Source organism: Enterococcus sp. LJL120, from assembly GCF_054871765.1.
The window spans coordinates 367,270-390,815 of the sequence record NZ_JBTXLV010000002.1; the positions used below are offsets into that span (position 1 = coordinate 367,270).

Genomic DNA, 23,546 nt, shown 5'->3' on the forward strand with positions numbered 1-23,546 from the left:
AAATGGTGAGTAAAAAATGCAAAATAAAAAATTAGTTATTGCTAAACTGGCCACAGAAGTTAGAAAAGAACTGAATATGAACGATAAAATTAACATTGATATGCTTAAGGTATTGGAAGAGCTTGATGTCACGTTAGAGGAGAATAGTTACAGAGGAGCTGAAGGTACTATACGTTTAAAGGATGGGAAATATATTATTTCACTTGAGCGAAGCTATAATGAAAATAATCCTAGAGATAAGTTTACCTTAGCCCATGAATTAGGACATTTATTTTTGCATATAAATGAAGACGAAGAAAGCAAAAATAAGGTGTTTACAAGAAATGGGACAACTCAGGCAGAATATGATGCAAATGAGTTTGCCGCTAATTTTTTAATGCCAGAAGGATTATTTAGAAAAACTGTAGAAGACCTAAAACATAACAACATGGTTGATGTTAATGACTTGGCAAGAAAGTTTGGAGTTTCATATGATGCTGCGCTTACTAGAGGAAGATTTTTAGGTGTATTCAAATGGTAGTTTCAAAAATTAATAACAAACTAACTAATTTGAAAAAAAAGAATGAAGATTTGCTCACTGAATACACAGAGTATACAGAAGAAGATTTGAGGCAAGAGAAAGAGCATTATTCGGGATTATATGTCTTTGCCTCTTTTGATATAGTTAATTCAACTCAATATAAATCTATTGAACAAGATTGGCCCAACTTAATTGATGCTTTTTACGACCGAGTAGCATCTGAACTTAAAAATCGTAAATCTACAGAATCATTTAATGTTTGGAAATATATTGGCGATGAAGTTCTTTTTTATGGCAAAGTAACAGATGCAAAGCAATTGGTAGAGATACCCAGAGATGTTATGATAACGCTTAATAAAACTACTAAATATATATTCGGAAATTTTGAAGAGTCAAAAGGATTGCTAGGTTTAAAATCTACTATTTGGTGTGCAGAGGTTGTTGAATTAGAAAAAGATAGTAATACAAAAAAAAGGCAAAATTATTTATTAAAAAAATTGAATTCTTATTTGTATGAAACATCTTTTCCGATGACTGTATATGACTTTTTAGGACCAGACATTGATGCAGGTTTTAGATTGGCAAAACAGTGTGCAAAAAAAAATCAAGTTGTTGTAAGTGCGGAATTAGCTTTTTTAATATTATCTGAAATAAATTTGTTAAGTGATGAAGACAAAATATTGGGATTAAAAAAATATAGAATAATGGAATTAGTTCCATTAAAAGGAATATGGCATGAGAGACAGTATCCAGTTGTTTGGTATAGGGAGCAATGGGATCAAGGTGTTTTTGAGTACGATCAAAATGATGATACTTATCCGTTTTATAGACAAAATTACTTATATTCAAAAGAACAAGCATTTGATACTTTTGCTCATTTAAGTTATATCATGTCCAGTGTTGGTAAGGATGAATTAGTTTCTAAGTTCTCTTACAGCATTAACAACTCATCTCAAGACAAGTTAGAAAGTATACATAAACCAGAAATGAACGATCCGGTAGAAGTACATTTAGTGGCTGTTACTTTTAATAAGGATAATCAAGTAATTGTATTGAAAAGAGGCCCTAAAAAAAATGATGCTGGAAAGTTTGATTTCGGTTGTGTAAATATGACGCATACAAAATGTGTTAAAGATTCTCTTACTGATTATTACAGTGAACTTTTTGGCATAAGTAAAGAAGATTATTGTATTTTAGAAGACAATCAAGGTAATCCAATACCTATAGCTACATACAATTATAAAAAAAGAAATGGTAATAGAGTTAGTGGTTTTATATTTACGGCAAAAACTGAACAAGAAATCCAAGTAGATTATAATAAATTAGAAAAATATGAATATGACAAGTACTTGTTTGAAGATATTGATTTGGAAAAATTGAAAAAAATCGATATGTATGATAATGGTGCGCAAAATATTTTAAAATGTTGGAAAATGTTGAATGAACAAAGATAGCGCCCCACGCTAGATGAGAAATTTTTTGACTGCATATTGACTGCATTTAAAATAATTCTATGCAATCAAATGAAATGTAATTTAGTTAAAATGCTTATTTAATAGGCATTTTAACATGGTATAACACATCATAAAAATCAAGCTGCAATCTATATTGAACAAGGGAAGATTGCGAAGGTCTAACAAAAAAACGGCGTGAGATAGCGCCGTTTTTTTTCACGTTTTATTTACAGAGCCGGCTAGATTGTGAAGGCTAAGCTAGTTAGTCACTTACTTAACTATCGGATGAAATCTGAGACTGATAGTTAAAAAATGACCTAGGTAAATTTTTTTATTTACAGTGTACGTTTAATTGGATTTTTACTTGTGAGCGTTCTGAGGAAATAGCAAATTTAAGCTACGGAATGCGTAAAACGGGTAGGAAGAACGAATAAGACCAACAAAATCAATTTTACATACTAAAAGCAGCATCTGAAAATTTAGCTGCCAAACTTTCATAAGTTCTAAAGGCTCTAGGATTTAGGCGTTCATAATAATCGGGCTTATCTTCTAACAAAGTTGCTAAAGAAGCGGGGTGAATATAATACGGCTCATCGTTTTTGAAGGCTTCTATCCAAGGAGCATAAAAGAAACAACCAAATTCCACAAGTTCCTGTTGCTTCTTAGTCAAATCAGAATATTTTTCAGCCCGCAAAATCGCTTCAACGGTTAAGTATTCCTCTTCTATGCTAAACATTTGAGGTCCTCCTTATCATTTTAATGGTTACCACCAGTATAGCATGGAAAGAAAATCCTCTTTTAGCATAAATTTAGCCAATATAACAAGATAAAGATTGATAATTCAACTTTAATGAAAATGTTTTAATTAATTTATTTTAATTTCTCGATTTTTAATAATTTTATTTATTATATTGATAAATAAAAATGAAATTAGCCAGATTTGTTAAATGAATTCTATCCTTTTCTGGCTCAATGTATTTTCCAAATATATTAAATGGGGAATTAATTTTCAAAAAATTTCTGAGTTCTGTTACAGAATAATTGACAATTAGTATTTCGACACGTATCATGTAACCAATGGTTAGGTGTTAATTTGAAAGGATTATTAGATGAATAATACAGAGAAAAAAATTTTAAGTGTATCCCGAAATTTATTTGCTGAAAAGGATGCGAGTCAAGTTACCGTGAGGGAAATCGCTGAAAAATCTGGTATTTCCCATACGACGATTTATTTGTATTTTAAAAGCAAGGAAGAAATAATTCGGGCAATTGCTTTGGAGCCGTTGGAAAATTTATTTGAAGAACTCTTGGAAATTACCAAAGGCAACGAAGAGTCAGCAGAAAAATTATTCAGCCTCTGCAATCATTACATTACTTTTGGCTTTGAACAGAAAAATATCTACAAATTGGTTTCGCTATATGAAGGAGAGCGGGTGGATTTGCCAAGCTATTCAGCTCTTTTGAGTAAAAATCGCATGAAGAGCCTAGAGTTATTGCGGGAAGCAATTTTTGAATGGCTGCCGGCGGATTTGGCGGAAGAGAAAAAAATTAATATTGTGCGGGGTGTTTTCTTTTTTCTCCATGGCATAATTATGACCTATGAAAATGAAGAGCAACAAGATTTGAAACGAATTCAAACGATTGTGAGGGACTATCTTGACTACACTATTTTATCCAATCATCACGAAGAAAAAAAATATTAGCCAACACATTGAAAAATTTGAATTCAACTTAGGCATCATGGTAGTTAGTTGTTGGCGAGTGGAGCAGGAGGGGCGCTATTACCTAATCGATTCTGGCATGGGCCAGATGACCAGCTACCTGCTAAACAACTTCATGGAAAATCAGCAGCTTGAGGCTGTCTTTTTAACGCACGGTCACTCTGATCATATCGGTGGAGTTGCCACAGTAAAACAGAATTTTCCTGACGCACCTGTGCTTATTTCTCAGCTGGAATTTCCCTATATTAGCGGGGAAAAACCATATCCTAAAAGGAAAAAAACAGAGAAAAAAGTTTTTCCTTTGTCGACCTTTTTAAGTTTGGAAAGTGAGTCGGGTCAACAGCTGCAAAAAGATGCGGGTATTGAGGCCGTCTTCACGCCCGGCCATTCACCTGGGCACCATTGTTTTTATCATGCTGAGGATGATGTACTGATTGCCGGCGATTTATTTACAACAAATCGTGCCGGCCAGTTAAAACCGCCAATGAAAAAATACACAGCTGATTTACCGTTGGCGCTGAAAAGCGGGCGTACTATTTTAGAAAAGTATCCAAAATCACTTTTAAGCATATGTCATGGGACTGAGGTTGAAAATAATTTTGGCGAAAGCGAGCAATTATCATGGCTGACTAATCCGACCAATAAGGAGCAGTAACAAGCAGATGGACATCATTTTTTTAATCAATTCTGGACTAAGGTTTCTGCTTGAAATAGGCAGCGTTGTGATTTTAGTCATCGCTGGTTTTTCAAAACAAAAATTTCAGCAAAATATTTTGGTTGGTCTTATACTGCCGACGCTTTTTATTCTTTTATGGGCCTTTTTTGTGGCACCGGCTTCGACAACTAGAGCATCAATTCCAATTCGATTATCTATTGAATTTGTGATCTATCTATCAACGGCACTGGTGATTTACAAAAGTTATACTGTTAGGCTGGCAGTCATGTACCTTATTTTTTCTCTACTCAACAGCCTATTAAATGTGTTCAGCGACACATATTTTTGAAAATTGATGGAGCTTTAGCTTAGTTGCGGAAACTTCCATTAGATTTCTTCTTGGTGAACCTCGGTAAAAGTTTGTGCAGTTATAAAATAAGTGGACATCAAAAAACAAATAAAAAAGAAACGGCTTGAGCAGCCGTTTCCACCAATATTCAGATGTTAAGTTATTACTACTTTAGTGCTCAACGTATCATTCATCAACCACGAAAAAATTAGAACATCAGAAATTCAAACTCCACTACCAAACATGATAACTAAAGCAAACCACTCAGCGCTGTTCCTCAACTATTCTTACCAAAGCTCAAAAATAGCTACTTACTGACTCTGGCTTTTCTAACATAGAAAAAGCTGTTCAAAATTGCATTCAGTAAAAACAGCACGCCAGCAATTTTTGTAAGGTTTCCCGGCAAAATCATAATAATAATCGCAGCAACCAGATTAATCGCGGCAGTAATTCCATAGTAATTTTTCATGTTAGCTTCTCCTTTCAGTCTAGTGAAAATTGCCTAGTGCAATCACCAACTATTTGAACTGGGTAAAAATAAAGCTAAGATAATGTACGGAATCACCAATCCAGGCAACAGAAAAAGCAGACGAAACATGATGGCCGGGGCTCCAAAGTATTCTGCTAAACCGCCGCAGACACCCGCAATCACTTTATCAGTAGATGATCTTCTTAGTTGTTTCATGCTCATTTCCCCTTTTAGATAATTATATCATAATGGCAAGTAGCTGAAGTGGGCTGAACAATAAGCCATTTGGCAGGCAAATTAATAGCGGCTGCCTTAAACTACGTGTTTTGATAGCTTTTTTACGGAGTAAATCGATTTAATTTTTTAGAAAGATATTTTTATACGAATAGGCTAAAAGCACAAGGCCTGTCAGCGTATTATAAATTTAGCGGAGTTACTTGAAATACAAAGAAATAAAGGATTTCTAAGGTTAAAATACTCAAGGCAATGACAAAAATAAATTTATAAAGTAATGGAACTAAATTTTTGTTTTTTTCTGGTTTATTCGACATGCAGCTCACCTCTTAGTTAAATTCTATCATAAAAGGACTCGCCGGTTTTGCATTTAAAAAAGCAATGCAAAATTTATTGGAATAACGGAAATTTCAAAATAGTTACACTAAAAAACATCCTGAACTGGATTGCAGCAATCAATTAGTGCGAATTGTTGCAGTAAGTTCAGGATGTTTAAATATATTTTGGCTAAAATTTATTCAGGAATAATCACGGCTTCATCAAGTTTCAGCTTAGAAAGCTTGGAGGTCATGATGGTAAAAATAATGAGTAGCAGGCCTGTTGCGACAAAAAGGATACTGCATAAAGCAACAGTCGAAACAGCTGTCAAATCAAACAAGTAACCAAAAAGTAAAATACTAATCGGCATGATGGCCATCCCGCAGGTGGACATGACGCTGAAAACCCGACCTTGCAGTTGGTGAGGAATGTTTTTTTGCAACCAGACAGTATAAGGCACATTTAAAGTTACAATTAAATAACCGTTAATAAACATCAAACCATAGACAGCTAGAATGCCTAGGAAATTAGCAGGTATCAAAACGACGAAGCCAAACAGAGTGATTAATAAGCCTAACTGTAGACATTTATTGTAGAGATGCTGGATTGGCTCTGAAACATCCTGTTGTTTTTTGATTAGGATGCCGCCGATTAAAAAACCAAAACCGTTAATGGCTTCACCAAAACCAAATTGTAAATTGCTGGCTTTTAAAGCTTGGAGAAATAAAACCGGTAAGCCAACACTGAAAATGCCTAAGAAAAAGTTGACTGACAACGCTAAAGTCATTCCGAAAAGTAGGTATTTTTGACCCTTGATAAATTGCAAGCCTTCTTTAAAGAGGGTTAGCTGGGATTGTTTTACTGGAGCGGCTTTTTCAGCCGCTTTTTGGAAGTTGAAATTTAATAGGCTTGTAAAAACTAAAGTCAGGATTTCAGTCATTAATTCTAGTAGGATAAACAAATAAAAAGGCAGCAGTGTGTAGAAAAAGGCGCCAAAGATTGATGAGATAACACCAGCGGTTGAAGAAGTCATCTGCGAATAGGCGGATAATTTGCTCAAATGTTTTTCAATCACTAAATGAATGGTGGATGCTTGACGTGCAGTTGAAGTAAATTGATCGCTGACTTTCAAAATAGCGATTAAGACAACAGACGCTGGCAATAAATGATTTTGAATATAAGGAAAAACCAGCCAATAAGCAAGCAACCCAACTATTGTGAAGGATTGACTAAGAATAATAATTAATTTTCTTGAATACTTATCAATCAGCGGTCCCACAAAGGGCAAAAGAACCAAGCCAATAATCGGAGAAATAATTGCTGATAATGCAAAGCTATAGACGGAGCCAGTTCGCTCTAATAACATAAAGCTCAAACCAAAAGTAAAAATACTGCTGCCAAAATCGCCAAACAAACTGCTCAAAACGGTTAAATGAAGTTGGCGGGCTGATTTTTTTTCTAAAGTAATGGTATTCATAAGTCTTCCTTCTCTCTGTTTTTTTCTTTGATTTGTATTCAGTGTACAGCTTTAATTCAATTGAAAAAAAATATGTTTCAGATTTGAAACAAATTAGTGGAAAGTTAGTTTGAATTTTTTTCCCATTGCTCAGGAGAATGTTGCCATATCCTCTAGTATAGTCAGAGGATTTTCTGCAACTGTTGTTGTAATGATATCTTTTTTTACCTCTTTTAAAATTTATTAATCCGCAAAAGGTTGTTTCTCTTCTTTAACGTTCCATAAAATATTTTGCTTCTTCCAATCGTGTCTTTTTTAAGCCGAATCGTCATGAAAAAATTGTTTTGCACCATGTTATATATTTTTTGATTTAAAGTTTTCAGGAACTTTAGTACGATATGAATAATTTAAAAAACTTTGGGAGTTGGGAGTTCAAAGAATGGAGGCAAACAGATGAAAAATATCATTGTCAGTGATTTAGATGGAACGCTTTTAAAAGAAGATAAAACCCTAAGCGAATACACGAAGATGGTTATCGAAAAACTTAAATCAGCGGGTTTTATTTTTGTGATAGCTACTGCTAGACCTAAGGATGCCGCTTTGAAACTGATAGGGGAGTTGCCCTTTGATGCGGCGATTTTTCAAAACGGCGCCCACGTCTTGTTGGCAGACTCCAAAGAGGAATACGCTGTAATCGAGCAACAGGCTGCGTATGCTATCATTCAAAATATCAGCGAAGTGACAGGCCAAGCAAATGTGGCCATCGAGACGATAACAAGTCGTTATGCTAATTTTGACTGTTCTTCCTTATGGCCTGATGTCACCTTTGCCAAGGAAAATTTCAGAACCGCTGCCCATGATGATATTTTGAAAATATTGGTACCATTAGGTGAAAATCATTTTTTCGATAAAAGTTGGTTAAATCGAGGACTGCATTTGTCTATTGCTGAGGGAAAATTGGCTATGATAACTAAAGAACAGGCTACCAAATGGGGCGGCTTAACGAGGATTCTCGCCTATTACAATTTGCCTGCGGAAAAGCTAATTTCCTTTGGTGATGATTTGATTGACTGTGAGATGCTTCAAAAAGCTGGCAGAGGCGTTGCCATGAAAAATGCTCTGCCTGAGGTTAAAGCGGTGGCAAATAATATTACCGTGGATGATAATAATCACGATGGGGTAGCAAGATGGTTAGAAGAAAATATTTTGAAAGATGAACTGAAGTAAAAATGAGAAGCTGTGATATTAATGAAAACAGAACTGATTTTTCCTAACAGAATCTAGCAAGCATTATTAACTATTGAGAATTTATGATGAAGACTTACTAGAGCGCAGCCGCACTGTTCTTTCTGTCTCAAGGACTAACTGGACCACAGAGACAAATACAATACAATTCGGGATTCCATCTGTTAACAGGATTAATGTCACAGCCGCTTAAGGTATTTTCAAGTAAAAATTTTTTAGCAAATCTAATTTTTTCCAAATGAAAAATTACCTTAAAGCAGTTTTGTGAGCTTAGACATCTAGTTAGATATTTCCGCTAGCTTAGCTCAAAAAGCGTGATTTTAAATAGCACGCTACAGATTATCTATTCTCTTCTCTGCACAAGAGCAACATACTCTAAAAACTTTTTCACCTCTCGGCTGGGATGCAAGGGGTATAGTAAGCCAAAAATATTTTGATAAGACCAATTGATAGGCAGCGTTACAAAATTCGGCTGCACGTATTGCCATTGGGGTAAAGAAAGTAATAATTTGTCGGACTGGTCATATTTATTAAAGACATTCATGTCGTAAAATTCTGATGTGATTTCCTGTTGAATTTCGGGATATTTTTCCGCTAAGTCTGCCTGTAGCTGGCCGACGGGGCGATTAGGCGAACTTTTTCCTGAGACCAGCGTTTCACCAAACAAGTCGCTGATTTCTAGTTTTTCCTTTTGGGCCAGCGGATGGCTTCTGGGCACGGCGATAGTAAATGTGACAGGATATAATTCCAAATAATTAGCCAGTTTTTCGGTGATATCGGCGGTATAGGAACCGGGAATGATGTCGTAAGTTTCTCCTAGTTGATGCAAAACTGAGATAATTGTTTCGCGATTATCATCGAAGGGGACAATTTCAAAGGAAAAACGATTATTTTCCTTTAGCACTTGATTCAGCAGTTGAGAAATTTGCTGGCTGGGATTCAAAATAGAGCTGCCAATTTTTATTTTCCAAGGATTGTCCGTTAATAAATTATCTGCACGAGTCATTGCTTCTTTCGAAAAAGCAATGATTCTTTTTGCGTCTGTGTAGACGGATTGGCCGACCTCGGTCAAGGTAATGCCTTGATGTGTCCGCTCGATTAATTGCAAATCCAATTGTTCTTCTAATAAATTCATCTGCTTCATCACAGCAGGGGCTGAGATAAACAGTGCTTCAGCGGCTTTGGCAAAACTGCCGGTGTCGGCCACTTTGATAAAGGTATCTAAGAGATGATTATACATAGCTAACTCCTTTGCATTAACTGTTAGTTAACGCCATCTTAACATTTTTCAAATTCTCAGACAAACGAGAAGGTGTTAATCTAAGTTCACAGCAACGAAGCAACACAGAAAGGAAGAAAATAAAATGGATTATGTTACTTTAAATAATGGTATCAAGATGCCGCAACTAGGTTTTGGCGTGTTTCAAATCCCCGATTTAAAAGAAAGTGAAGCAATTGTCAGCGCTGCGTTAACAGCTGGTTATCGCTTGATTGATACGGCGGCAACTTATTTAAATGAAGAAGCCGTCGGTAAAGCAATTGCCAAAAGTGCGATTCCCCGAGAAGAAATTTTTGTTACAACGAAACTTTGGCTGCAGGACGCCGGCTATGAGGCCACCAAAAAAGCTTTTCAAACATCATTGGATAAGCTGGGCTTAGATTATGTCGATTTGTATTTAATTCATGTCCCCTTTAACGATTATTACGGCTCATGGCGGGCCATGGAGGAATTATATAAAGCCGGCAAAATTCGGGCGATTGGTGTCAGTAATTTCAGCGAGGATCGTTTAGTCGATCTGATTATGAATAGCGAAATTAAACCGGCCGTCAATCAAATCGAAATTCATCCTCTGCGGCAACAACGCCGAGCTTTGGAAGTTATGAAGGAATACGATGTGCAGGCGGAAGCTTGGGCGCCATTTGCTGAAGGAAATGGCAATATTTTTCAAAATGATACCTTAATAAAGATTGCTGAAAAATATGATAAGTCTCCAGCACAAGTTATGCTTCGCTGGCAGCTGCAAAGGGGAACGGTCGTGATTCCCAAGTCAGCCAATGTCCAACGGATGCAGCAAAATATTGATGTCTTTGATTTTGAATTGAGTTCAGCAGATATGGAGGCAATTCAATTATTGGAGACCGGTTTTAAAATTGTCGATCATTTAACAGCAGACATTGCCCAATCATTTAATGAAGTCAGAATGTAAAAGGAGAAATTTATTATGGAATATGTAACATTAAACAACGGCATTCAAATGCCTATTATTGGTTTTGGAGTTTATCAACTAACAGATGATAAGGAAACTGAAAGAATTGTTGGCGAAGCTATCAAAGCCGGCTACCGTTCCTTTGATACATCATCAGCCTATTTCAACGAAGAAGCTGTCGGCCGGGCCATTGCTAACAGCGGCGTGCCTAGAGAAGAATTATTTATCACCTCAAAATTATGGGTCCAAGACGCCAGCTATGATAAAGCAAAAGCGGCTTACCAAGCCAGCTTGACTCGTCTAGGCTTAGATTATTTAGATTTATATTTAATTCATCAACCCTTCGGCGACTATTATGGTGCTTGGCGGGCCATGGAAGAATTATATGCAGTCAAAAAAGTGCGGGCAATTGGTGTCAGCAATTTTGATGATGCCCGCTTGGCTGATTTGATTTTAAATAATCAAATCACACCCGCATTAGACCAAGTGGAAACCCATCCCTTCTTCCAACAAAAAACAGCGCTGGAAACCATGAAAAAATACGGTGTTCAAATTGAATCGTGGGGACCTTTTTCACAAGGTGGCCAAGGCATTTTCACTCAGCCGGTTTTGGTTGACCTAGCAAAAACCTATCAAAAATCAGTCGGCCAAATTATTTTACGCTGGCATGTCCAACGGGGCGTGGTTGTAATTCCTAAATCCACCAACCCTGAACGCATGAAAGACAATTTAAATGTCTTTGATTTTAACTTGTCAGATACCGATATGGAAAAAATTGCCGCACTTGACTTGGGCCACAGTGAAGCTATCAATTATCTAGACGCAAGTGCCGCAGAAATGCTGAATGGTCTAAAAATTCACGATTGATGTTAGTGGTTTAAGAATAAGTGGGCAGGTTGATGGATGAAAAAATATTTTTTTGATAGGTTGCTATGCAGTTTGTGATGGCGATTAGAAACTATTCATAACGATGACAAGCTTATCACTTTAAGTTTTTTAAATAAAGATACTGAAAAAGAGGTTTCTGACTTTTCAGAGATATTTCGAGCTTTAGAAATATAAAAATAAAAAATTTCCAGACTATTATAGACACATCCTAATAAAACACAGTTTTGCTCATCGATTGCCGTCGATGAGCTTTTTTACCTTCAAGAAAATGATTGAGAGTCGTATCACTTTAAAAAAAGAAATTTTATAAACAAAGGTTTGATTATAAATCCGTGCTTTTTAATTTACGATATTGCAAAGGGGAGTGGCCACTCCAAAGTTTAAATTGCCGACTAAAGTGGCTGGAAGTACTGTAGCCTATTCGATCGGCTATTTGTTCAATGGAAGAAAATGGATATTGTAATAATAACTTGGCTTCTTGATACTTCAAATCATCTAAATATTTTTTTGGAGATATTCCATAAACCTCTTTAAAAACGTTGATAGCATGGTTTTGACTAATACCAATTTCTTTTATCATAGAATTAATACTCAATTTATTTTTGTCTCTAAAACCTTGACTAGTAGAATATTCTCTAAAATTTCGTTTTATAGTTTGAGCTAATTCACTTGCATAAAAAAAGCCCAAAGAGTTAGTGCTCTTTTTTTCGGCGATAAATAAGGTGGATAGAACAATCAGTAGCTCAGTAAAAATAGTTTGGGTTTTTAAACTATCAATTAAGTCAAAGGGACTTTCTTTATCTAATAAATTAATCCACTGAGCAATCACCGCATTTATTTGATCATAATTTTTAAAATCCTTTTTGATAATTAGAGGTAGGGAATTAACAAGGGCATAATTTAAAGTAGGTTCATCAATATGAAAGTGAATACAAAAATACGTTAAACCTGCTTCATTTTTACAGATATTATGATGCAACAACTTTGGTGGCAAGATTATGATGTCATCTTTTTTTAGGCGTATTTTATCTTCGTTGATATAAGAAATTTGTTCACCGTCAATTACTTTTAGTATTTCAAAGGAAGTGTGAATCTCTTCACCGACATCCCAGTTCATTTTTACAGTTTGTTTGTGAGCAGATGTTAGCCGGATGGAAATATCTTGATTGGGTAACATTCTGATATTAGTAAAATCAGCTTTCATCATAAACCTCCAGATTAAAAAATGGTAAAAACACCATGATTTTTGATATTTCAAACACCTTCTAAAAAAACTATAATTCATTTATAGAAAGCGTTTTAAATAGAAGGGAGTTTACAATGATTATAAACCCGATTTTAAAAGGATTCAATCCTGATCCAAGTATCTGTAAAAAAGGAGACACTTATTATATTGCCGTTTCAACATTCGAGTGGTTTCCAGGGGTCCGAATATATGCATCTAAGGATTTAAAAAATTGGCAGTTTGTAACAAGTCCGTTAAGTAGAGTGAGTCAGTTAAACATGTATGGTGTGCCTGATAGTGGTGGTGTATGGGCACCTAATCTAACTTATAGCGACAATAAATTTTGGTTAATTTATTCTAACATGAAAGAGCATCGCGCATTTAAAGATGTTTACAATTATTTGGTGATAGCAGACGAAGTAGATGGTGAATGGTCTGAACCTGTATTTTTGAACAGTAGTGGATTTGATCCGTCACTTTTCCATAATATTGATGGAAAAAAATATATGCTAAATCTAATCTATAATTATCGGAATTATAAGCCTTGGTATGGTGGAATTGCGATTCAAGAGTATTCACCACAAGAGGAAAAACTAATTGGAGAAGAAAAAATTATTTTCACCGGGACTGACTTAGGGAAGACTGAGGGCCCCAATCTATTTTTCAAAGATGGTTTTTATTACCTAATTACAGCTGAAGGAGGTACTAAATATGAACACGCAGTTACGGTTGCTCGTTCGAGGTCAATGTATGGTCCTTATGAAGTTCATCCTCAAAATCCTATTTTATCTACATGGTCAGACCCAAGAAACCCTATTCAAAAAGCAGGCCATGCTGATTTCTTTGAGACTGATTCTGGAGAATGGTATATCACCTATTTAATGGCACGACCAATTAAACGTGCTGGAAAAGCTATCCTAGAAGAACGTGGTTTTTGTCCTTTAGGTAGAGAAACCAGTATCGCAAAAATTTACTGGGATGATGATTGGCCTTATGTTGACGGTGGAAAAATTGCCAAAACCGAAGTAGATACTCCAAGAGGTCTTCCAGAAGATAAAATAGAAGTATCTAAATGGGACGGAGATTTTTCTGTTACTATCTTGCCAAATGAATTTCAAACTTTACGAGTTCCTTTTTCAACTAGCATGGGTAGTTTGAGTGAGCGACCAGGTTATTTACGCTTAATAGGTGGGGAATCATTGTATTCTGTTTTTCAGCAGTCACTGGTTGCTAGAAGATTTGAAAGTTTAAATTTTACAGCAGTTACTCAAATAGAATTTGAACCAGATAATTTTCAACAAATGGCGGGTATCACCTGTTTCTATAATACAAAAAATTGGATATCCTTGTACCTTTCTCGAGATGAAAAAATTGGTAAAGTTATCGATATTATGCAATGTGAAGGACAAGTGATGAACTGGCCTTTGGGTGAAAATAAACTACCTGTAAATCAAGGACCGATTTTTTTGAAAGTAGAAGTGACACCAGAAAAAATTTCATTTTTCTTCTCTCAAGATAATCAGAAATGGGTTAAGATTGAAAAAGAATTTGAGACATACAAACTTTCAGATGATTATATTGCAAAACCTTTCACCGGAAGTGTAGGGAGTGCCTTTACCGGAAGTTTTATCGGATTACACTGCAATGATTTATCGGGAAAGAAAAAAGTCGCAGATTTTAAATATTTCAAATATATCGAGGAGGAGAAGCATGAATAAAAAAATTGCGATTGTTACCCATGGAAATTTAGCAACTGGTTTTGAGAGCGCCTTAAAAGTTCTAATTGGAAATCAAACAGGTATAGAATTAGCGGCGATCCCAGCCTATTTAGAGGACGACCAGAGTTGGCAAGACTCTCTAAAGGATTTTTTGGGAACAATTGACGAAGAAAATTTAAATATCGTATTCACTGATATATATGGTGGTAGCGTAAATCAAAATACATTTATTGAGTACAATGAAAAACCCATCACCATTATTACAGGAACAAATTTACCCATACTCATGGAGATTCTGCTAACACCATTTGAGACAGTAGCTGAGTTTACACGAGGGTTAGCCGCAATCGTTGAAAATAGTAGAAATCAATTGAAGATTACCAAAGTTGAGGAAACAGAAGACGATTTTTTTGATTAATATTGAAAATATGGAGGGAAAAAAATGATTGTAGCATTACGCTTAGACGATAGACTGATTCATGGACAGACTGGAATGATGTGGACAAAAGAGCTTAAAGTTGATGGAATCGTAGTAGCAAATGATACTGTAGCAAATGATAAAACACAGCAAATGGCTTTGAAAATGGCAACTCCTAACAATGTAAAAGTTATCATAAAAAGCGTGCATGATGCTATTACTTTATTAGAAAATCCTAAAGCCAAAAATATGCGGATTTTGTTATTGGTTAATAATTTAGACGATGCCTTAGCCTTAACTCAAAAGTTATCAGAAATTGAGTATGTAAATTTAGGTAATTATGGAAGAATGGTTCAGTCTGATAAGAAACGAATATCTATATTACCAAAAATGAGAATTACGATTGACGATTATCGAAAAATTCAGCAACTAGAGTCTTTGAATGCTGAAACTTATTTTCAAATGTTACCTGATGATAAGAAGACCAAGCTAGCTGATTTAGTAAAAGAATCAGATTTTAAGGAGGAATAATATGTTAGGCACAGCAGCGTTATTAGCATTAGTAACCTTTGTAACATTTGGTGGTAACTGGCTTTTAGGTCAGAGCATGCTTGACAGACCAATTGTGGTTGGCTCTTTGGTCGGCTTAGTTCTAGGGGATTTAGAAAAAGGTGTGATGATTGGAGCGGCTTTAGAGGCTGTTTTCATGGGAGCGGTCAATATTGGCGGAGCTGTTTCGGCTAATCCTAGCGTTGGGACTGTTTTTGGAGCAGGTTTTGCCATTATTTTAGGTGGTGGTAACGAAGTGGCACTTGCATTAGCTTTGCCGATTGGTATTTTAGCTGCCTACGTTGAAACACTAATGAATGTAGTCATGAGTGTTTTTGCACCCACTTATGACCGATTGGCTGCAGAAGGTAAAGATAAAGCGATTTTTCGAATGCATTATGCTTTGTGGGTAGTTAAATTTTGTGTGTTTCCAATAATTGTCTTTATTTCAGTTTTAATTGGCTCAAGTGCAGTAGAAGTTTTTGTAGATAGCATCCCTGAAGTAATTATGAATGGTTTGCAAGTATGTGGAGGTTTGTTACCTGCTGTCGGAGTGGCAATTTTACTAAAAATGCTGTGGACGAATTCTTTAGCTGTCTATTATTTCTTAGGATTCTTAGCTGTCGCATACTTAAATATTCCTTTAATAGCGTTGGCAGGATTTGGTCTAATTTTTGTTATTACTATGGCAGTTAATGACTTTAGATTTACTAAAGTTAATACGGTAACACCTGAAGAAACTGTTTTATCAGAGGGGGATGAATTTTTTGGCTAAATTCGATAATATAACTGCGGATGAGAAAAAAATGATTAGAAAAATGTTCTTTAGATCATTTTCATTATATGCTGATGGTAGTTTTGCAAAATCTGGTGGAGTAAACTTCTGTGTTTCTTTAATGCCCTTTATCAATAAATTTTATAAAAATGAAGAAGACCGCAGACAAGCATTGCAACGACATATGACTTGGTTCAATACAACAGGAAATGTAGTTCCCTTTATTATGGGAATATCAGCCGCAATGGAAAAGGAAAACAGTATAAAACCTGATTTTGATGTCGAATCTATTCCAGCTGTTAAAACAAGTTTAATGGGACCTCTTGCAGGCATAGGAGATTCGATTTTCTGGGGAGTTTTACGAGTGCTAGCTGCCGGAATTGCTATCAATCTTGGACAACAAGGCAATATTTTGGCGCCTATTGTTTTTCTAGTTTTGTATAATGTACCCTCAATAATTGTTCGATATTATAGTGGTTTTATGGGTTATAGTCTGGGAGCAACCTATATTCAAGAATTATATGATAAAGGTTTAATGGATATTCTCACTAAAGCTGCCTCCACGCTTGGACTTATCATGGCCGGTGGGATGACCTTTAATACTGTTTCGTTTACAACTATCTTGGAATATACGGCAGTTGAAGACAATCCACTCGTGATTCAAGATATTTTAGATCAAATTTTTGTTGGTTTGGTTCCTCTAACAGTAACCTTACTCTCACTATATTTTATGAAAACTAAAAAAGTAAATTTGAATTGGGTCATTTTGGTCATAGTAATTGTATCTATGCTACTATCGGTTCTCGGTATTGCATAAAAACTAAAATGATTTATCTTTGAGGTATAATCATTATATTGCTTAGATTATTCTATTTGGTAAAACATTGGGAAATGAATGATCTCATATACGCAACCCACAAAAAAACTCAGCTTAAGGTTTGAAGGAACCGAAGCTGAGTTTTTTTATTCTGCATGTAATTGTTTCCGATAATATTTCAAAGCGTTAGTCTTTTGATAGCGGATTTCATTTTGTTGGACTTTTTTGGCTTGCTGCAACATTTTTTTGGCCGTATTAACACGGACTACTTTAACAACGAGCATAGTCACTGCCAGCATGAGCAAAGCAAGTATCAATTCGATTGAGGTCATTTCCCTCACCTCCTGTAAGTTCATGATAACGGAAATTGTTTTACAACAACTAGGACATATGTCATACTTTTTGCGAGGTGATTTGATGAAACGAGAGAAATTTTCAAAAAAATATGAAAATGTGTTAACTCGCTGGCAGTTAGATCCAATTGATTATCAAAAATGCGAAATTTTCACTTATAAACCGCGGGAAACAGTTTTAGACGAGGGCAGCCAAGTCGATTATGTTTTTCTGGTGGTTTCTGGCCTGGCCAAGGTCTGCAATTACACCACAAATGGTAAAAATTTGGTGCTAAGTTATTTCATTTCTTCAGGAATTTTTGGCGATATCGAATTGATTTCAGAACATCAAACCGCTACAGCGACGATTATCACTGTCTCGGAATTTGTCTGTATTGGTATTCCAAAAAATATTTATCAACAGCGGTTGTTGAATAATTTAGGATTTGTGACTCTAATAGCCAAGGGTTTGGCGGAAAATGTCGTGACCACCTCTAAAAATCAGCTGGCTTCTTCTTTTTATGCCGGCGAAGAGCGCTTGGCCTTTTATCTCTGGCAAAATGCCTATAAAAATTATTTTGAAGATAATTTAACAGACACAGCGGCCTCTGTGGGTCTGAGCTATCGCCATTTATTTCGGATTCTCAATCAATTTGTCGCTGAGGGTTACTTAAAAAAAGAGGGCAAAGGCTATCTGATTTTAAATGAAGCGGCTTTGAAGGCGCTGAGTTTTCCGGAGAATTAACGAAGAAAATTCACAGCAGGGATGGAAATTTTTTGACTTTAGTTTTGGTTTGCAACTCCCCGTTGAAAAAGTCAAAAAGAATTGCTAATATAAAATTAGTTAGTTACTTACTTTTTGAAACCAAGGAGACGCTGCATGCTTACAAAAGATGAATTACCCTATTGTCCAGTAGCCACAACGGTGGACTTGATTGGAAATAAATGGAAATTATTAATTATGCGGGAGTTGCTGAAGGGGACACAACGCTTCAATGCGATTCACAAGGCAGTCGATGGCATCAGTCAAAAGGTGCTCACGGAGAATTTAAGAAAAATGGAACAGGATGGCATTGTTGCTAGAGAAGTTTTTCCTGAAGTTCCGCCCCGTGTCGAGTATTCTTTGACGGACTTAGGCGAGTCATTACGGCCGATTATCAGCTCAATGAGTGATTGGGGCACAGCCTATATTCAAGAAAATTTAATGTAGAAAATTTGTGGGACAAGCGAAAATATAAGCTTGTCCCACAATTTTTATTTTAAGGGAGCACTACCACTTTGCCGAAGCTTTGGCTGCTCTCTAAATACTCATGGGCTTTGGCAGTATCTTTTAAAGGAAATATTTTTTCTGGAGTGACAGTAAGCTGATAATTATCAATGAAAGCAAAGAGTTGCTGTATGCGGGGGGCATCGACATCGCCGGAATGAAAGCCGGTCAGATATGCGTTATTGGTGTCAAAAATCGGATCAAAGCCCTCTAGGTACCATTGACCGCCTAATAATCCTGTGTTGCAAACAATACCCTCCGGCAAAATATGCTGAAAACTATTTTTGATTGTGACCGGGCCGATTAGTTCAAAAATTTTATCGAATTTTTGCTCTGTTTGCAGTTGGCCTTCTTGATCCAAAATGACCTCGGTAAAACCAGCAGCCAAGAGACTGTCTTTTTTGCTGAGGCTGCGGCTGGTGCCGACAATTTTGATATCAGGAAATTGGCCTTTAACTAATTTTAAAAAGGCCAAGCCAACACCGCTAGTACCGCCACGCACTAAAATTTTATCTTCAGCTTTGATTTTCAGGCGCAAATAGGAACCAAAAGCGGTGTAATAAGTCTCTGGTACGGCGGCTAGGTCAGCCCAAGATAGCTGAGTGGTCACTGGAAAAATTTGTTTATTCGGCAGTAAAACATATTCGGCATAGCCGCCATCAAATTCCCGGCCCATTTCCCCCATAATCGAGACGACTTTTTGGCCAACAGGAAGGTGTTGCTCATCGGTGGTTGCAGTAATTTCCCCGACTGCTTCAATACCTAAAATGCGGGGGAACTTTACCGACGGAGAGAGACCTTGGCGGGTGAAAATTTCCGAGTGATTGACACCGAAGCCCTTCACTTTGATTAATGACCAACCGGGTTTGACTTTGGGCGTAGGCACTTCTGTGTAAATTAATTTTTCTGGTCCGCCGGCTTCGTAAACGACAATAGCTTTCATTTAAATTTCCTCCAGTGCTAATTTTTTTATGGTGATATATTCGATAATTTTTAAGATGCTGCTGCTTAAGAGGCACAGCAAAATTGTCAGCAACGTTCCCCAAACAATTTTTATCAAGCTTTGTGTTCGCAAGCCGTCAAAAAGAATGGTGCCTAATCCGCCGGCATTAATGGTGGCGGCGATAGTGGCGATGCCGATGATGGAAGTCAAGGCTAAGCGAATACCGCTGAAAATTCCTCTCGCAGCTAAAGGCAGTTGAATTTTTTTAAAGACTTGCTTCTCGGTCATACCCATACCGGTGGCCGCTTCAAGTAAAAGCGGGTCAATTTGCTGGATGCTGGTGACAAAGGTGCGCAACAAAATATATTCGCTATAAAGGCTTAAGACTATTATAGCAGTTGTGTTCCCTAAACCGGTGAAGGGAATCAGCAGTGCAAAAAAAGCGTAGCTGGGGACTGCATATAAAGCGGAAAAGAAATAAATAAAAGTAGTCAGCCATTTAGGTTTGGCTGAGAAAAAAAGAATCAACAGGCCGGCCGCCACCAAAGCTACCACTAATGAAAACAAGACCAGCTGTAAATGTTGTACCAGGGCCGTCGTTAAACGCCCGTGAAAGTTTACCCAATAAGCAATCATTGATACTGCCTCCAAATTTCTTCTTCGGCATAAACAGTGGCCAAAAGATTTTTTACAAATGTTGTTTTCGGCTGGCGAATGATATTTTCAGGGGTGTCAAATTGTTCGATTTGACCAGCCTGCATAATCATCACCTTCGTGCCGAGGAAAAATGCTTCGGTGATATCATGGGTTACAAAAAGAAACGTCTTGCTTGCTAAACTTTGGTGCAATTGTTTTATCTGCTTTTGCAATTCTTTTCTAGTAATCGCATCGACAGCTCCAAATGGTTCATCCAGCAAAAGGATGTCGGGATTTGCCGCCAATGCCCGAGCCACGCCGACTCGCTGTTGTTGTCCGCCGGAAAGCTGACGAGGGAAACGCTTGGCAAATTCTTCGTAGGGCAGTTGGATGGTCGCCATCAATTCTTTGATGCGAGCCGTTGTTTTTGTTTGTTCCCAATTTAATAAATCAGGAACAGTGGCGATAATTTTTTCGATTGTGTAATGGGGAAAGAGGCCAATTTGCTGGACAACATAACCGATTTGCCGCCGCAGTTGATTGACATCAAAACTTGCGACAGCTTGTCCATAAACTTTAATTTCACCAGCGTCTGGCTCAATCAGGCGATTGACCATTTTTAAAGTGGTGGTTTTTCCAGAGCCGGAAGTTCCGAGAATGGTGACAAATTCTCCTTGGTGAATTGTAAAGGAGAGTTGGTCAATAGCCGTTTCTGCGGCTCCGATAAATTTTTTTTGAACATGTTTAAAGGAAACTGCTACATTAGACATAATTTTTTTTCACCTTTCTAATCATCAGGTCAAAGAGGGCAATGCTAAGCAGCGACAACAGAGTGACTGAGCTGCCGCCAATCAAAAGTAAATCCATACGATACAAACCTAGTCCGGTAAAAATTAACGTCCCCAGCCCGCCAGCGCCGATGTAAGTTGCTAAAGTGGCACTGGCTAAAATTTCCACCAAGGCTAATTTTAAGCCGTTCAAAATAAAGGGCAGGGCCAACGGGATTTCAATTTTAAAAAATAATTGCCGCTGATTCATGCCAAGACCGCTTGCGACCTCTTTGGTAATTTTGGACACTTCATGAAAGCCCAATGCAGTATTAATCAAAATTGCAGGGATGGCCAAAAAAGTTAGCGCAATCAGCGCCGGCAATTCTCCCACGCCGATTAGCGGAATTAGCAAAAAAAGCACCGCTAAACTGGGTATGATACGCAATAATTGTGACATCGTTTGAAATAATTCAGCCAGCGGTTTAATGCGATAACTTAAAAAACCAAGGGGCAAACCGATTAGAGCTGCAAAGAAAAGGGCTTTACCGCTGATGAGTAAATGGGTAATAAGGTAGCCGCCATATTGCGGGCTGCTGGTTTGAAAATAGGTTAAAATTTCTGACAACATGACTAATAGCCTCCATAAAATTGATGTTCCTTTGACCAGATCAGCAGCTGGCCGACAATTTTCAAATAGTCTTGGCCCATGTCGGTTAGCTGATAAAAACAAGTGGTAGAAGTTATTGTTTTGCTGACTAAACGAGCATTACAGAGCTCCCATAAGGCTTGCGTGGCTTCTTTTTTATTTCGCCAAAAATGCAATTGAATAGCCGGCATACTTTGAGCCGGCTGATAAGCTAAAAAATTTAAAATGAAAAGTTTAATCCGCGGTTCAATCATCGTAATAAAAAGTTCCTCTGGCTTCATGTGCCTGCTCCTTAGTGCATCTATTTAGTAGCAATGCTAGCTAATTATTTCCTCCAATAATTTCAGCGGAAAAAAATCGTTGAGTGAAATAAAGAATTAAATCAATTCATCGTATTCGTTTAGCTGAAATTTTTACTAACTAACTTTTGTTGTTCTCAGCATAACTTGAAAATAATCAGAAAAATAGTAGGCACTTTTTTATTAGATAGTTACTAAAAGGTAAGTGACTAATAAAAAAGTGCCTACTTCTCAAAATATTTTCCACCGGTTAAGATGATTTTAGCGAAACGGAGGAGTAGAAATGAAAAAATTAATCATCAGCGGGCTTGTCGCCCTAACAGTAATGGCTTTAGCCGCCTGTGGCAATAGCTCCGGTACTGCCAGCAGTTCAGATGCTGAAAAAGGAACGATTAAAGTTGGTTCAAAGGATTTCACTGAAAGTTTGGTAATCAGCGAAATTTATGCCGATGCCTTGGAGGACCACGGTTATACAGTGGAGCGGGTCCAAAATATTGCCAGTTCCGTTATCCCCCAATCAATTGAAGCTGGCGAGGTTGATATTTATCCTGAATACACCGGCACGGCACTCTTGAGTATTTTTGATTTACCTTTAGAAACGGATCCAGATGCGGTCTTTGAAACGGTTAAAGCAGCCTATGAAGCAGATGGCGTGTTGACTGTTCTAGATTATGCACCGGGAAATGACGGCCAAGGGATTGCCATTAAAACTAGCGTGGCCGAGGAATACGGCATTGCCACCATCAGCGATTTACAGGCTAATGCTGATAAAATTCGCTTTGCCTCTCAAGGAGAATTTGACGAACGGGCAGATGGACTCAAAGGTTTAGCGGAGGCTTACGGGGAATTTAATTTTGCTTCTTCAACGGTCTATGACAATAGTTTGAAATATCAAGTTTTATTGAGTGATGAAGCCGATGCGACCCCCGCCTACACAACAGAAGGCCAACTATCAGATAAATCTGAGTTCACCGTTTTGGAGGATGACAAACAATTTTGGCCGCCTTATAATTTAATGCCAGTTGTTCGCCAAGCTGTTTTAGCAGACAATCCAGAAGTCGCCGAAAGTATTAACCAGATTGATGCGGGCATTGATACTGATACTTTAATCGAACTCAACGCTAAAGTTGATTTAGACGGCGAAGATTATGCCACGGTTGCTAAAGAATATTATGAATCTGTCAAATGAAGGAGCTATTCAAATGAAGGACCAAGTATTGTATGCTATTGAACTTGCAGTAGTGGCGGGAGAAGAAGCGGAGATGGAGCAGCTGATTGAAGCTTTAATGGCGAGTACGGCTAAAGAAACGGGTGTCCTAAACTATCATTGGGCCAGAAATGCCAATGTCTACACCTCGTTAGAGCATTTTGAATCCAGTCAAGCAGCCTATGACCATCTAACTAATTTTGCGAAAAAATTTGCTGAGGACTATCTATCATTAGGCCAGGTCTTAAGCACAAAAGTGTATGGCAATCCTAATGTAGCAGTCAAAAAAAATTTGGATGGCTTTGGCGCAGTCTATGAAGAAACTGTCGCAAGTTATGCAAAGATGTTAAACTGATTTTGAAATGTTTAAAGGCTTTTAATTGAAGATTATTTTTTGCGGAATAATTTCGCAACTAGCTAAATAAGAA

General features: G+C 37.1%; 30 protein-coding genes. 17 read left to right on the forward strand and 13 right to left on the reverse strand.

The window, feature by feature from the left end:
- Nucleotides 1-16 precede the first annotated feature (16 nt).
- Entirely contained in the window at nt 17-520 is a 504-nt protein-coding gene (locus ACYSNU_RS04925) for an ImmA/IrrE family metallo-endopeptidase (protein ID WP_461736082.1), read from the forward strand.
- Nucleotides 514-1,974: a hypothetical protein gene (locus tag ACYSNU_RS04930; protein ID WP_461736083.1), complete on the forward strand. Its 1,461-nt coding sequence runs from the start codon at nt 514-516 to the stop codon at nt 1,972-1,974. The genes ACYSNU_RS04925 and ACYSNU_RS04930 overlap by 7 nt, the downstream gene beginning before the upstream one ends.
- A gap of 451 nt (nt 1,975-2,425) precedes the next feature.
- Here ACYSNU_RS04930 and ACYSNU_RS04935 read toward each other — a convergent pair whose 3' ends face one another.
- A complete protein-coding gene (locus ACYSNU_RS04935) occupies nt 2,426-2,710 on the reverse strand; it encodes a hypothetical protein (RefSeq protein WP_461736084.1) in 285 nt (94 codons plus the stop codon).
- 373 nt (nt 2,711-3,083) lie between these two features.
- Between ACYSNU_RS04935 and ACYSNU_RS04940 the strand changes: the two genes are divergently transcribed.
- Genes ACYSNU_RS04940 through ACYSNU_RS04950 form a run of 3 tightly spaced genes read left to right on the forward strand, consistent with a single transcriptional unit; the run spans nt 3,084 to nt 4,699 of the window.
- On the forward strand, nt 3,084-3,677 hold the full coding sequence (locus ACYSNU_RS04940; protein ID WP_461736085.1) for a TetR/AcrR family transcriptional regulator: 594 nt from the start codon (nt 3,084-3,086) through the stop codon (nt 3,675-3,677).
- Nucleotides 3,631-4,350 (forward strand): MBL fold metallo-hydrolase, encoded by a 720-nt coding sequence (locus tag ACYSNU_RS04945; RefSeq protein ID WP_461736086.1) that lies wholly within the window; start codon nt 3,631-3,633, stop codon nt 4,348-4,350. Before ACYSNU_RS04940 ends, ACYSNU_RS04945 begins: the two co-directional genes overlap by 47 nt.
- 7 nt (nt 4,351-4,357) lie before the next feature.
- Nucleotides 4,358-4,699 (forward strand): YrdB family protein, encoded by a 342-nt coding sequence (locus ACYSNU_RS04950; RefSeq protein ID WP_461736087.1) that lies wholly within the window; start codon nt 4,358-4,360, stop codon nt 4,697-4,699.
- A 307-nt stretch (nt 4,700-5,006) separates the two neighbouring features.
- Here the strand turns inward: ACYSNU_RS04950 and ACYSNU_RS04955 are convergent, their stop codons facing one another.
- From ACYSNU_RS04955 to ACYSNU_RS04970, 4 genes are all read right to left on the reverse strand, one after another.
- On the reverse strand, nt 5,007-5,168 hold the full coding sequence (locus ACYSNU_RS04955; protein ID WP_461736088.1) for a hypothetical protein: 162 nt from the start codon (nt 5,166-5,168) through the stop codon (nt 5,007-5,009).
- Nucleotides 5,169-5,210: 42 nt separating this feature from the next.
- Nucleotides 5,211-5,384: a PspC domain-containing protein gene (locus ACYSNU_RS04960; RefSeq protein ID WP_461736089.1), complete on the reverse strand. Its 174-nt coding sequence runs from the start codon at nt 5,382-5,384 to the stop codon at nt 5,211-5,213.
- Between the two features lie 200 nt (nt 5,385-5,584).
- Complete coding sequence (locus tag ACYSNU_RS04965; protein ID WP_461736090.1) at nt 5,585-5,719, reverse strand: hypothetical protein; 135 nt, start codon at nt 5,717-5,719, stop codon at nt 5,585-5,587.
- 197 nt (nt 5,720-5,916) lie between these two features.
- A complete protein-coding gene (locus ACYSNU_RS04970; protein ID WP_461736091.1) occupies nt 5,917-7,197 on the reverse strand; it encodes an MFS transporter in 1,281 nt (426 codons plus the stop codon).
- A gap of 432 nt (nt 7,198-7,629) precedes the next feature.
- Between ACYSNU_RS04970 and ACYSNU_RS04975 the strand changes: the two genes are divergently transcribed.
- Nucleotides 7,630-8,403, forward strand: a complete 774-nt coding sequence (locus ACYSNU_RS04975; RefSeq protein ID WP_461736092.1) for an HAD-IIB family hydrolase — start codon at nt 7,630-7,632, stop codon at nt 8,401-8,403.
- Nucleotides 8,404-8,764: 361 nt separating this feature from the next.
- Here the strand turns inward: ACYSNU_RS04975 and ACYSNU_RS04980 are convergent, their stop codons facing one another.
- The gene (locus ACYSNU_RS04980; protein WP_461736093.1) at nt 8,765-9,661 is read right to left on the reverse strand and encodes a LysR family transcriptional regulator; all 897 of its coding nucleotides are present in this window, start codon (nt 9,659-9,661) and stop codon (nt 8,765-8,767) included.
- 124 nt (nt 9,662-9,785) lie between these two features.
- Here ACYSNU_RS04980 and ACYSNU_RS04985 point away from each other — a divergent pair, with 124 nt between their 5' ends.
- Together ACYSNU_RS04985 and ACYSNU_RS04990 are read left to right on the forward strand one after the other, a co-directional pair.
- Nucleotides 9,786-10,628 (forward strand): aldo/keto reductase, encoded by an 843-nt coding sequence (locus ACYSNU_RS04985; RefSeq protein ID WP_461736094.1) that lies wholly within the window; start codon nt 9,786-9,788, stop codon nt 10,626-10,628.
- A gap of 15 nt (nt 10,629-10,643) precedes the next feature.
- Nucleotides 10,644-11,495, forward strand: a complete 852-nt coding sequence (locus ACYSNU_RS04990) for an aldo/keto reductase (RefSeq protein WP_461736095.1) — start codon at nt 10,644-10,646, stop codon at nt 11,493-11,495.
- Nucleotides 11,496-11,838: 343 nt separating this feature from the next.
- Here the strand turns inward: ACYSNU_RS04990 and ACYSNU_RS04995 are convergent, their stop codons facing one another.
- Nucleotides 11,839-12,720: an AraC family transcriptional regulator gene (locus tag ACYSNU_RS04995; RefSeq protein ID WP_461736096.1), complete on the reverse strand. Its 882-nt coding sequence runs from the start codon at nt 12,718-12,720 to the stop codon at nt 11,839-11,841.
- Nucleotides 12,721-12,836: 116 nt separating this feature from the next.
- Here ACYSNU_RS04995 and ACYSNU_RS05000 point away from each other — a divergent pair, with 116 nt between their 5' ends.
- The 5 genes from ACYSNU_RS05000 to ACYSNU_RS05020 are packed head-to-tail and all read left to right on the forward strand — an operon-like array spanning nt 12,837 to nt 17,018.
- The gene (locus ACYSNU_RS05000) at nt 12,837-14,459 is read left to right on the forward strand and encodes a glycoside hydrolase family 43 protein (protein ID WP_461736097.1); all 1,623 of its coding nucleotides are present in this window, start codon (nt 12,837-12,839) and stop codon (nt 14,457-14,459) included.
- Nucleotides 14,452-14,877 (forward strand): PTS sugar transporter subunit IIA, encoded by a 426-nt coding sequence (locus ACYSNU_RS05005; protein ID WP_461736098.1) that lies wholly within the window; start codon nt 14,452-14,454, stop codon nt 14,875-14,877. The genes ACYSNU_RS05000 and ACYSNU_RS05005 overlap by 8 nt, the downstream gene beginning before the upstream one ends.
- A gap of 24 nt (nt 14,878-14,901) precedes the next feature.
- Nucleotides 14,902-15,408 carry a PTS sugar transporter subunit IIB gene (locus tag ACYSNU_RS05010; RefSeq protein ID WP_461736099.1) on the forward strand — a complete coding sequence of 169 codons (507 nt, stop codon included), beginning with the start codon at nt 14,902-14,904 and terminating at the stop codon, nt 15,406-15,408.
- 1 nt (nt 15,409) lies between these two features.
- Nucleotides 15,410-16,201, forward strand: coding sequence for a PTS mannose/fructose/sorbose/N-acetylgalactosamine transporter subunit IIC (locus ACYSNU_RS05015; protein WP_461736100.1), 792 nt, complete (start codon nt 15,410-15,412; stop codon nt 16,199-16,201).
- Nucleotides 16,185-17,018, forward strand: coding sequence for a PTS system mannose/fructose/sorbose family transporter subunit IID (locus ACYSNU_RS05020; protein ID WP_265459486.1), 834 nt, complete (start codon nt 16,185-16,187; stop codon nt 17,016-17,018). Before ACYSNU_RS05015 ends, ACYSNU_RS05020 begins: the two co-directional genes overlap by 17 nt.
- 146 nt (nt 17,019-17,164) lie before the next feature.
- Here ACYSNU_RS05020 and ACYSNU_RS05025 read toward each other — a convergent pair whose 3' ends face one another.
- The gene (locus ACYSNU_RS05025; protein ID WP_461736101.1) at nt 17,165-17,350 is read right to left on the reverse strand and encodes a hypothetical protein; all 186 of its coding nucleotides are present in this window, start codon (nt 17,348-17,350) and stop codon (nt 17,165-17,167) included.
- An 85-nt stretch (nt 17,351-17,435) separates the two neighbouring features.
- Between ACYSNU_RS05025 and ACYSNU_RS05030 the strand changes: the two genes are divergently transcribed.
- Both ACYSNU_RS05030 and ACYSNU_RS05035 read left to right on the forward strand, forming a co-directional pair.
- Nucleotides 17,436-18,095 carry a cyclic nucleotide-binding domain-containing protein gene (locus ACYSNU_RS05030; RefSeq protein WP_461736102.1) on the forward strand — a complete coding sequence of 220 codons (660 nt, stop codon included), beginning with the start codon at nt 17,436-17,438 and terminating at the stop codon, nt 18,093-18,095.
- Between the two features lie 135 nt (nt 18,096-18,230).
- Nucleotides 18,231-18,560 carry a winged helix-turn-helix transcriptional regulator gene (locus ACYSNU_RS05035; protein ID WP_265459489.1) on the forward strand — a complete coding sequence of 110 codons (330 nt, stop codon included), beginning with the start codon at nt 18,231-18,233 and terminating at the stop codon, nt 18,558-18,560.
- 49 nt (nt 18,561-18,609) lie between these two features.
- Here the strand turns inward: ACYSNU_RS05035 and ACYSNU_RS05040 are convergent, their stop codons facing one another.
- Genes ACYSNU_RS05040 through ACYSNU_RS05060 form a run of 5 tightly spaced genes read right to left on the reverse strand, consistent with a single transcriptional unit; the run spans nt 18,610 to nt 21,893 of the window.
- Nucleotides 18,610-19,560, reverse strand: a complete 951-nt coding sequence (locus ACYSNU_RS05040; RefSeq protein WP_461736103.1) for a zinc-binding alcohol dehydrogenase family protein — start codon at nt 19,558-19,560, stop codon at nt 18,610-18,612.
- Entirely contained in the window at nt 19,561-20,196 is a 636-nt protein-coding gene (locus ACYSNU_RS05045; RefSeq protein WP_461736104.1) for an ABC transporter permease, read from the reverse strand.
- Nucleotides 20,193-20,966 (reverse strand): ABC transporter ATP-binding protein, encoded by a 774-nt coding sequence (locus ACYSNU_RS05050; RefSeq protein ID WP_461736105.1) that lies wholly within the window; start codon nt 20,964-20,966, stop codon nt 20,193-20,195. The genes ACYSNU_RS05045 and ACYSNU_RS05050 overlap by 4 nt, the downstream gene beginning before the upstream one ends.
- The gene (locus tag ACYSNU_RS05055) at nt 20,959-21,594 is read right to left on the reverse strand and encodes an ABC transporter permease (protein ID WP_461736106.1); all 636 of its coding nucleotides are present in this window, start codon (nt 21,592-21,594) and stop codon (nt 20,959-20,961) included. Before ACYSNU_RS05055 ends, ACYSNU_RS05050 begins: the two co-directional genes overlap by 8 nt.
- A gap of 2 nt (nt 21,595-21,596) precedes the next feature.
- Nucleotides 21,597-21,893, reverse strand: a complete 297-nt coding sequence (locus ACYSNU_RS05060; RefSeq protein ID WP_461736107.1) for a hypothetical protein — start codon at nt 21,891-21,893, stop codon at nt 21,597-21,599.
- 301 nt (nt 21,894-22,194) lie between these two features.
- Between ACYSNU_RS05060 and ACYSNU_RS05065 the strand changes: the two genes are divergently transcribed.
- Both ACYSNU_RS05065 and ACYSNU_RS05070 read left to right on the forward strand, forming a co-directional pair.
- Nucleotides 22,195-23,100, forward strand: a complete 906-nt coding sequence (locus tag ACYSNU_RS05065; protein WP_461736108.1) for a glycine betaine ABC transporter substrate-binding protein — start codon at nt 22,195-22,197, stop codon at nt 23,098-23,100.
- 13 nt (nt 23,101-23,113) lie between these two features.
- Nucleotides 23,114-23,473, forward strand: a complete 360-nt coding sequence (locus ACYSNU_RS05070) for an antibiotic biosynthesis monooxygenase (RefSeq protein ID WP_461736109.1) — start codon at nt 23,114-23,116, stop codon at nt 23,471-23,473.
- The last annotated feature ends 73 nt before the right edge of the window (nt 23,474-23,546 follow it).

Excerpts from the sequence above, each read along its gene's own strand:
- ACYSNU_RS05040 (WP_461736103.1), bottom strand. The coding sequence starts at position 19,560 with ATGAAAGCTATTGTCGTTTACGAAGCCGGCGGACCAGAAAAATTAATT.
- ACYSNU_RS05065 (WP_461736108.1), top strand. The coding sequence starts at position 22,195 with ATGAAAAAATTAATCATCAGCGGGCTTGTCGCCCTAACAGTAATGGCT.
- ACYSNU_RS04965 (WP_461736090.1), bottom strand. The coding sequence starts at position 5,719 with ATGTCGAATAAACCAGAAAAAAACAAAAATTTAGTTCCATTACTTTAT.
- ACYSNU_RS04995 (WP_461736096.1), bottom strand. The coding sequence starts at position 12,720 with ATGAAAGCTGATTTTACTAATATCAGAATGTTACCCAATCAAGATATT.
- ACYSNU_RS05045 (WP_461736104.1), bottom strand. The coding sequence starts at position 20,196 with ATGATTGCTTATTGGGTAAACTTTCACGGGCGTTTAACGACGGCCCTG.
- ACYSNU_RS04990 (WP_461736095.1), top strand. The coding sequence starts at position 10,644 with ATGGAATATGTAACATTAAACAACGGCATTCAAATGCCTATTATTGGT.
- ACYSNU_RS04940 (WP_461736085.1), top strand. The coding sequence starts at position 3,084 with ATGAATAATACAGAGAAAAAAATTTTAAGTGTATCCCGAAATTTATTT.
- ACYSNU_RS04985 (WP_461736094.1), top strand. The coding sequence starts at position 9,786 with ATGGATTATGTTACTTTAAATAATGGTATCAAGATGCCGCAACTAGGT.
- ACYSNU_RS04960 (WP_461736089.1), bottom strand. The coding sequence starts at position 5,384 with ATGAAACAACTAAGAAGATCATCTACTGATAAAGTGATTGCGGGTGTC.
- ACYSNU_RS04975 (WP_461736092.1), top strand. The coding sequence starts at position 7,630 with ATGAAAAATATCATTGTCAGTGATTTAGATGGAACGCTTTTAAAAGAA.
- ACYSNU_RS05030 (WP_461736102.1), top strand. The coding sequence starts at position 17,436 with ATGAAACGAGAGAAATTTTCAAAAAAATATGAAAATGTGTTAACTCGC.
- ACYSNU_RS04925 (WP_461736082.1), top strand. The coding sequence starts at position 17 with ATGCAAAATAAAAAATTAGTTATTGCTAAACTGGCCACAGAAGTTAGA.
- ACYSNU_RS05070 (WP_461736109.1), top strand. The coding sequence starts at position 23,114 with ATGAAGGACCAAGTATTGTATGCTATTGAACTTGCAGTAGTGGCGGGA.
- ACYSNU_RS05050 (WP_461736105.1), bottom strand. The coding sequence starts at position 20,966 with ATGTCTAATGTAGCAGTTTCCTTTAAACATGTTCAAAAAAAATTTATC.
- ACYSNU_RS05055 (WP_461736106.1), bottom strand. The coding sequence starts at position 21,594 with ATGTTGTCAGAAATTTTAACCTATTTTCAAACCAGCAGCCCGCAATAT.
- ACYSNU_RS04930 (WP_461736083.1), top strand. The coding sequence starts at position 514 with ATGGTAGTTTCAAAAATTAATAACAAACTAACTAATTTGAAAAAAAAG.
- ACYSNU_RS05015 (WP_461736100.1), top strand. The coding sequence starts at position 15,410 with ATGTTAGGCACAGCAGCGTTATTAGCATTAGTAACCTTTGTAACATTT.
- ACYSNU_RS05000 (WP_461736097.1), top strand. The coding sequence starts at position 12,837 with ATGATTATAAACCCGATTTTAAAAGGATTCAATCCTGATCCAAGTATC.
- ACYSNU_RS05020 (WP_265459486.1), top strand. The coding sequence starts at position 16,185 with ATGAATTTTTTGGCTAAATTCGATAATATAACTGCGGATGAGAAAAAA.
- ACYSNU_RS05025 (WP_461736101.1), bottom strand. The coding sequence starts at position 17,350 with ATGACCTCAATCGAATTGATACTTGCTTTGCTCATGCTGGCAGTGACT.
- ACYSNU_RS05010 (WP_461736099.1), top strand. The coding sequence starts at position 14,902 with ATGATTGTAGCATTACGCTTAGACGATAGACTGATTCATGGACAGACT.
- ACYSNU_RS05005 (WP_461736098.1), top strand. The coding sequence starts at position 14,452 with ATGAATAAAAAAATTGCGATTGTTACCCATGGAAATTTAGCAACTGGT.
- ACYSNU_RS04980 (WP_461736093.1), bottom strand. The coding sequence starts at position 9,661 with ATGTATAATCATCTCTTAGATACCTTTATCAAAGTGGCCGACACCGGC.
- ACYSNU_RS04935 (WP_461736084.1), bottom strand. The coding sequence starts at position 2,710 with ATGTTTAGCATAGAAGAGGAATACTTAACCGTTGAAGCGATTTTGCGG.
- ACYSNU_RS04970 (WP_461736091.1), bottom strand. The coding sequence starts at position 7,197 with ATGAATACCATTACTTTAGAAAAAAAATCAGCCCGCCAACTTCATTTA.
- ACYSNU_RS05035 (WP_265459489.1), top strand. The coding sequence starts at position 18,231 with ATGCTTACAAAAGATGAATTACCCTATTGTCCAGTAGCCACAACGGTG.
- ACYSNU_RS04950 (WP_461736087.1), top strand. The coding sequence starts at position 4,358 with ATGGACATCATTTTTTTAATCAATTCTGGACTAAGGTTTCTGCTTGAA.
- ACYSNU_RS05060 (WP_461736107.1), bottom strand. The coding sequence starts at position 21,893 with ATGAAGCCAGAGGAACTTTTTATTACGATGATTGAACCGCGGATTAAA.
- ACYSNU_RS04955 (WP_461736088.1), bottom strand. The coding sequence starts at position 5,168 with ATGAAAAATTACTATGGAATTACTGCCGCGATTAATCTGGTTGCTGCG.